The sequence below is a fragment of the Spirillospora sp. NPDC049652 genome (assembly GCF_040675125.1).
Lineage (GTDB): Bacteria > Actinomycetota > Actinomycetes > Streptosporangiales > Streptosporangiaceae > Spirillospora.
Window position 1 is genome coordinate 1 of the sequence record NZ_JBFAOF010000384.1, and the last position, 6,320, is coordinate 6,320.

General features: G+C 73.9%; 8 protein-coding genes. 5 read left to right on the forward strand and 3 right to left on the reverse strand.

The genetic code is table 11. The features are described from left to right. On the reverse strand, nt 1-501 hold a 501-nt coding region (locus AB0J52_RS22750), incomplete at its 3' end, for a hypothetical protein (RefSeq protein ID WP_500183945.1). 132 nt (nt 502-633) lie between these two features. Between AB0J52_RS22750 and AB0J52_RS22755 the strand changes: the two genes are divergently transcribed. Further along, nucleotides 634-1,314: an HIT family protein gene (locus AB0J52_RS22755; RefSeq protein WP_500183947.1), complete on the forward strand. Its 681-nt coding sequence runs from the start codon at nt 634-636 to the stop codon at nt 1,312-1,314. Nucleotides 1,315-1,378: 64 nt separating this feature from the next. On the opposite strand, the gene AB0J52_RS22760 is transcribed toward AB0J52_RS22755, so the two are convergent. Together AB0J52_RS22760 and AB0J52_RS22765 are read right to left on the reverse strand one after the other, a co-directional pair. Continuing rightward, nucleotides 1,379-2,338 (reverse strand): PfkB family carbohydrate kinase, encoded by a 960-nt coding sequence (locus tag AB0J52_RS22760; RefSeq protein ID WP_500183948.1) that lies wholly within the window; start codon nt 2,336-2,338, stop codon nt 1,379-1,381. An 86-nt stretch (nt 2,339-2,424) separates the two neighbouring features. Next, the gene (locus AB0J52_RS22765; protein ID WP_500183949.1) at nt 2,425-2,934 is read right to left on the reverse strand and encodes an NUDIX domain-containing protein; all 510 of its coding nucleotides are present in this window, start codon (nt 2,932-2,934) and stop codon (nt 2,425-2,427) included. 607 nt (nt 2,935-3,541) lie between these two features. Between AB0J52_RS22765 and infC the strand changes: the two genes are divergently transcribed. The 4 genes from infC (at nt 3,542) to AB0J52_RS22785 (ending at nt 5,781) form a co-directional block, all read left to right on the forward strand. Beyond that, nucleotides 3,542-4,096, forward strand: coding sequence for a translation initiation factor IF-3 (infC, locus tag AB0J52_RS22770; RefSeq protein WP_500183950.1), 555 nt, complete (start codon nt 3,542-3,544; stop codon nt 4,094-4,096). 188 nt (nt 4,097-4,284) lie between these two features. Beyond that, nucleotides 4,285-4,479, forward strand: a complete 195-nt coding sequence (gene rpmI / locus AB0J52_RS22775; protein WP_026415009.1) for a 50S ribosomal protein L35 — start codon at nt 4,285-4,287, stop codon at nt 4,477-4,479. Nucleotides 4,480-4,552: 73 nt separating this feature from the next. Further along, complete coding sequence (gene rplT / locus AB0J52_RS22780) at nt 4,553-4,930, forward strand: 50S ribosomal protein L20 (protein ID WP_026415008.1); 378 nt, start codon at nt 4,553-4,555, stop codon at nt 4,928-4,930. 38 nt (nt 4,931-4,968) lie between these two features. Beyond that, on the forward strand, nt 4,969-5,781 hold the full coding sequence (locus AB0J52_RS22785) for a TrmH family RNA methyltransferase (protein WP_500183952.1): 813 nt from the start codon (nt 4,969-4,971) through the stop codon (nt 5,779-5,781). The last annotated feature ends 539 nt before the right edge of the window (nt 5,782-6,320 follow it).

A 6,320-nucleotide genomic window follows, 5' to 3' on the forward strand; every position in this document is an offset into this window, starting at 1 on the left:
CAGCAGCCAGCGGTAGGCGCGGCGCAGGTCCGGGGCGTCCGGGCGCAGGTCGCAGCGGGCGACGGCGAGGAACCGGGCGATCCAGGCGGTCGCCTCCACGACCGGCATGCCGAGGCTGGTCTTGGTGGCCCAGCCGCCGTCGCGCAGCGGGTCGTCGGACTCCACCTGCCGGGCCGCCAGGAACGCCAGGCCCGCGTCGAAGTGCTCGAAGGGCCGTCCGGCCGCGGTGAAGGCGAGCAGTCCGAGCGCGGTGGCGGTCGTCCCGGGTTCGGGCCGGGCCAGTTCGTGGTACCAGCCGCCGCCGGTGCCGTCCGCGGGCGCGTAGGTGTCGCGCAGGATGTCGAGGGAGGCGTCCAGGGCCTGGTGGAGCAGGGCCAGGTCGAGGCTGTCGCCGTCCGGCGGGCCGCCGCCCGGCCGGTCACCGCCGGGCCGGTCGTCGTCCGGCCGGGCGTTCCGCGGTCGGTCGGTGCGCCGCGGTCGCTGGTTCAGGGGAATGTTCACTGTCGGGGCCTTCTGATGGGTATGTGCCCGGAAGGGCGGGACCTCTACCGCCGGGGTGCCAGAGTTGTGGCGGTTTCGCGCATATCGGTGCCGTCCCGGCGGGCACCCTCCGGGAGGACGGAGGAGGCTGGCATGGCGGCGGCCCAGGCGCTCACGGACGAGGACTGCGTCCTGTGCCCGCCCCTGCGGTTCCGGTTGAACGCGATCGCCGGGCTGCCGGGGGCGGAGGCGGTCCTCGCGGCCGACGAGGCGTTCTTCCTGATGCCCGATCTCGCGCCGCTCACGACCGGCCATCTGCTGCTGGTCTCGGCCGCGCACCTGCCCTGCGCCGGAGCGTTCGATCCCGGCCTGTGGCAACGCGCCCTCGCCTGGCGCGACACGGTCGCGGACCTCTGCCGGCGTGCCTTCGGAGACTCGGCGCTGCTGGTCCTGGAGCACGGCCCGGCGACGCCGCAGGGCGGCGGGGCCTGCGTCGACCACTTCCACTGGCATCTGCTGCCGCGTGTCACCGGGGTGCGCGCGCTGGCGGAGCTGGACGGTCTGGAAGGCGTCCCGGCGACCCACGCCGTCCTGCGGGAGCGGCACCGTGCCGGACACTCCTACCTGCTCGTCGAGGAGTCCGGGATCGCGACCGTCCACCCCGGCGACGGCGTGCCCGGCCAGTACCTGCGCCGGGCAGCGGCGACCGCGCTGGGACGGCCCGGCCCGTGGCGCTGGCAGGAGGTGTTCGCGCAGGCCGACAGCAAGGCCCGCTTCCTCGACACCCTGGGCGCCCTCCGCACCGCCTCCGGCGACACCGGCCTGGCCGCCTGACGCACCGGTGCGAAGGGCAGGCTAGAACGCAGCACGACTGCCACTGGGCAGCGCGACCGTGGGGCTAGCGCGCGGCGCGGCGGGCGAGCCACCAGTACAACTCGGCCGAGGCGAGCCGGTCCCCGAAACCGACGCGTTCCGCACCTTCCCCGTAACCGGACGGATAGTCGACCGTCAGCTCACCCCGCCGGTGCGCGAGCACACCCTCCAGCGAGGACGGCCCGAACCGCAGGAGCCAGAGCGGACGTCCCGGCACCAGCGCGTCCAAGGAGGGGATGAGCGCCCGCGCCCCGTCCGCCGTCACCGGAGCGGGCAGGCCGAGCAGCCGCGCCAGTGTCGAGGCCTCGCTGACCACCACGTCCGCGAGGGGGAGCGGCGCGAGGGCGTCCATGATCGGAAGCCGTTCGTCCACGTCATGCGGGACGAGGTCGAACAGCACCAGCGTGCCCGCGTCCCGCGCGATCTCCATCGCGGTGCGCAGGGCCGCCCGCGAGAGCGCGGCGAGCGAGGCGTACCCGTCGCAGCACAGCGCGTCCGCGCGGCGGATCGCACCCGCCGCCTTCCGGACGTCGGCGGGGGAGATCCGCCGGTCCGGCGCGTTCGGCCCGGCGATGAGCAACCGTGCGCCGCGCCCGTCCTCCGGCGCCCGGTCGCGAAGCATGACCGTCACGCCGTTCTCCGCCCCCGGTTCCGCGCGCAGCAGGTCCCGCGCCCCGATCCGGCGCAGCTCCCGCCGCACGACCGGGGTGAAGTCGTCATCGCCGATCCGGCCCAGCACCGCGACCCGCCGGAAGTACCGGACCGCCCACCGCGCCATGTTCACCGCCGTCCCGCCGACCACGGCGTGCGCGGGCGCGTACGCCAGCCGGTCGCCGGACACCTCGGTGAACCGGACGTCCGGCAGGGTGGCCCGCACCTCGATCCGCACGTCGCCCAGCACCACCACGGAGAACCGCCGCCGCGCCGCCCCCGCCAGCCCCGGACAGGCGACGGCGGTCTCTGCCGCCGGTCCCTGCGCGGACACCGCCGGAGATTCCGGCGGTGCCGTGCCCGCCGGTCTCCCAGGGGCCGGGGAGGACGGAAGCCCGCCCGGACGCGCGCGCCGGAGCATCAGAAGGTCGCCGGGTAGCGGCGCAGGAACTCACGCAGGACCGGGCGCAGGCTGGGGATCAGCTCCAGGGACGCGGCCCGGCCGAGCGGCACCCACGCCGACTCGTCCAGGTGGTCGTCCGGCACCCGGTTCAGCAGGTTCACGTCCAGGGTCAGCGGACGGCAGTGCCGCGCGGCCGCCACGACCCGGACCTGCTCGCCCGAGCCGTCCGGCATGAACCACTGCCACAGGTGGAACGGCGGCCCGGGATCCACCTTCAGCCCGACCTCCTCCCACACCTCGCGCCGGATGTGATCGTCGAGGTCGAGGTCGCCGGCGATGTGCAGCCTCCCGCCGGGCACCTCCCAGCGCCCGGGATGGTGCGGGTCGGTGCTCGCCTTGCGCACCATCAGCAGCCGGTCGCCGGCCACCGGGTCGCCGGCCACGATGAACGCCTTCTGCGCGAACTCGAGCCGGACCGGGGCGCCGGACGGCGCGGACGAGGCGGTGGGCGCGGCGGATGCGGGCATGGCGGAAACCCCTGGCAGCGCGGCCCGGCGGGCCGTCCTGGTCCAACCGTAACCCGGTGGCCCGCCCACGGAGCCGCACCGTTCGGGAAGATGCCCCTCACCCTGGACCGACCGGCGGCCGGGGGCGCTCGGACGCTCCGCCGGGCATGCCGGTCTCGTCCTGGAGGCTACTTTCGGATGGTAATATATTGGTTACGTGCCGTAGTTGCAGGCTTCGTGGGCCGCCGACTTCGGAGTTCCAGCCCGGAAGGGGCGATTCCCCGGGGCGGGGTGGAACAGGGAGCGCCGAAAAGGTGTTAGTCTTGGTGGCTGACCGGTCCTGTGCCTCTCTCCTCGCGGAGGGAGCGCACCGGACGTTCAAGCGGAGGCCACCTCCCACCTGACCGGCCGTTCGGCCGGTGGGTCCCGGTCCGTGAACGGCGCTCAGGCGTCCGTTCCGAGCGCACCGTCCCCCAGGGGCGCGCGCTCGACCGAAGGTGGCCCCGCATGCGCGTCGTGCGGGGCTTTTCGCATGAGAGGCCTCGGGGTACAACCGGTCGCAAGCTTGCACGCACGGCTCCTAGGAGGTCCCATCAGCGCCGAACCGCGTATCAACGACCGCATTCGCGTGCCCGAGGTCCGGCTCGTCGGCCCGAACGGCGAACAGGTGGGCATCGTTCCCATCGCCAAGGCCCTTGAACTCGCGCGTGAGTCGGATCTCGACCTGGTCGAGGTGGCGCCCACCGCGCGCCCGCCCGTCGCCAAGCTCATGGACTACGGCAAGTTCAAGTACGAGTCCGCGATGAAGGCGCGTGAGGCGCGGAAGAACCAGGCGCACACGATCATCAAGGAGATCAAGCTCCGGCCGAAGATCGACCCGCACGACTACGAGACCAAGAAGGGTCACGTGGTGCGGTTCCTCAAGGCCGGGGACAAGGTCAAGGTGACGATCATGTTCCGCGGTCGTGAGCAGTCCCGGCCCGAGCTCGGCTACCGGCTGCTCCAGCGCCTCGCCGAGGACGTCGACGAGCTCGGCTTCGTCGAGTCCCGGCCGAAGCAGGACGGCCGAAACATGATCATGGTGCTCGGCCCGCACAAGAAGAAGGCCGAGGCCAAGGCCGAGGCCAAGGCGGAGCGCGCCGCCCGGGAGCAGGAGCAGGAGCAGGAGTCCGCCCAGGGCTGAGCGCCGCCGGTCCCCGGCGGGGCGCCGGTGCCCCGCGCGAGCGGGGCGGGCCCCGCGGCAGCGGGGCAGAGACGCACGTACATTGAGCCTGACCTGGCGTCGCACCGCGCGACCCGTGGTGCAACGCCGATCAGGCGTGCCTCCGTGCCCGAGCACGGGGGTCCGAACGAGAGGGAGACGACGGCGCCATGCCGAAGACCAAGACCCACAGCGGGGCCAAGAAGCGGTTCAAGCTGACCGGCTCCGGCAAGGTGATCCGCCGCCGCGCCAACAAGAACCACCTGCTCGAGCACAAGCCCACCAAGCGGACCCGCCGTCTCGACGGCACCGTCGTGGTGTCGCCCGCCGACGCGAAGAACATCAAGAAGCTGCTGCGCAAGTAAGCAGCCGCCAGACCAGCAATCCGTACGACGGGTCGGCGCCCGAGTCGCCGGCCCCCACGAAGGAGTTCGAAACGTGGCACGCGTCAAGCGGGCGGTCAACGCCGCCAAGAAGCGTCGGGTCGTCCTGGAGCGGTCGAGCGGCTACCGCGGCCAGCGGTCGCGCCTGTACCGCAAGGCCAAGGAGCAGCAGCTCCACTCCATGACCTACGCCTTCCGGGACCGCAAGGACCGCAAGGGCCAGTTCCGTCGGCTGTGGATCCAGCGCATCAATGCCGCCGCCCGCGCGAACGGCATGACCTACAACCGGTTCGTCCAGGGCCTGAAGGCCGCCGAGGTCGAGGTCGACCGGCGCATGCTGGCCGAGCTGGCCGTCAACGACGCCGCCGCCTTCGCGGCGCTCGTCGAGGTGGCCAAGGCCGCGCTGCCGGCCGAGGGTGAGAAGGCCGCCTGAGCGCGGCCGGAACGACGAGCACGGGCATCGGTGTGAGCATGGCGGGCCGCGAGCTGACCTCGCTCCGTTCACCACGGGTGAAGGCCGCTCGCCGGCTCGCCAAGCGCGCGTTCCGGCGCCGTGAGCGCCGGTTCCTCGCCGAGGGCCCGCAGGCCGTCCGGGAGGCGCTCGCCATCCCCGGCGGCCTCGCCGAGCTGTTCACCACGGCCGAGGCCGAGACCCGCCACCCGGAGCTGATCGCGGCCGCCGACAAGGCGGGCGTGCCGGTGCTGCGGGTGAGCGGGGAGGTGATGGCCGAGCTCGCCCAGACCGTCACCCCCCAGGGGCTGCTGGCTGTCTGCGAGTTCGTGGACGCGCCGCTCGCCGACGCCCTGGCGGCCTCGCCGAAACTGGTGACGGTGCTCGCGCACGTCCGCGACCCCGGCAACGCCGGCACGGTGCTGCGCACCGCCGACGCGGCCGGGGCCGATTCGGTGGTGTTCACCGACGCGTCGGTGGACCCCTACAACGGCAAGTGCGTCCGGGCGTCCGCGGGCAGCCTGTTCCACCTCCCGGTGGTGATGGGCCCGCGGTTCGAGGGCCTGGCCGCCGACCTGAGGTCCGCCGGGCTGACGGTCCTGGCCGCCGACGGGGCGGGCGACCGCACCCTGGACGAGGCCATCGACGGCGGGCTGCTGGCCCGCCCCACCGCCTGGGTGTTCGGCAACGAGGCGTGGGGGCTCCCCGAGGAGACCCTCCGGCACGCCGACGAGGTGATCCGCGTCCCGATCTACGGCCGCGCCGAGAGCCTGAACCTGGCCACGGCCGCCGCCGTGTGCCTGTACGCCTCCGCACGGGCGCAGCGCGCCTGACATCTGTCCCGTCCTGACCGGGAAACGCCGAGTTCACCCCTGTAGGGACGACCCTGGCCCCGGCCGTGGAACGTCCCGGAGAAGACGGCGCGGCGGACCGTCCGGTTCGGCGCTGACCGCAACCGGACGGTTCCGTGCCGTACACCGGCCATACCGCCCCCGGCCTGCGAGGATGGACCCCGTCCGGATGTCGCGGCGGGGACCGCGTCGCCCACCGGCCACCTGTGGGCCCGGGGCCGGACGAGAGCGGGGCCGACGGATCCTTCCTTCGGAGGAGGGCCTGACCGGTCCGGCGGGGGATTCACACGCGTTGACAGCCGCCTACGGTGATTGCGTGGGACGGCGACGACGCCGCGAGATGGGGGATCGAATGACCGACCACAGGGGGAGGGCGGCGAGGCACAGGGCCCGGCGCGAACCCGAGGTCCGATGCCGCACCGGCGTCCCCATGGGCCGTCCGGCGGGCGCCGCGGCGCCCGGCCGCGCCGCGGCTCCCTGCGCGGGCCCCGCGCAGCTGCGCGCCGGGGTCGCCGCCGGGC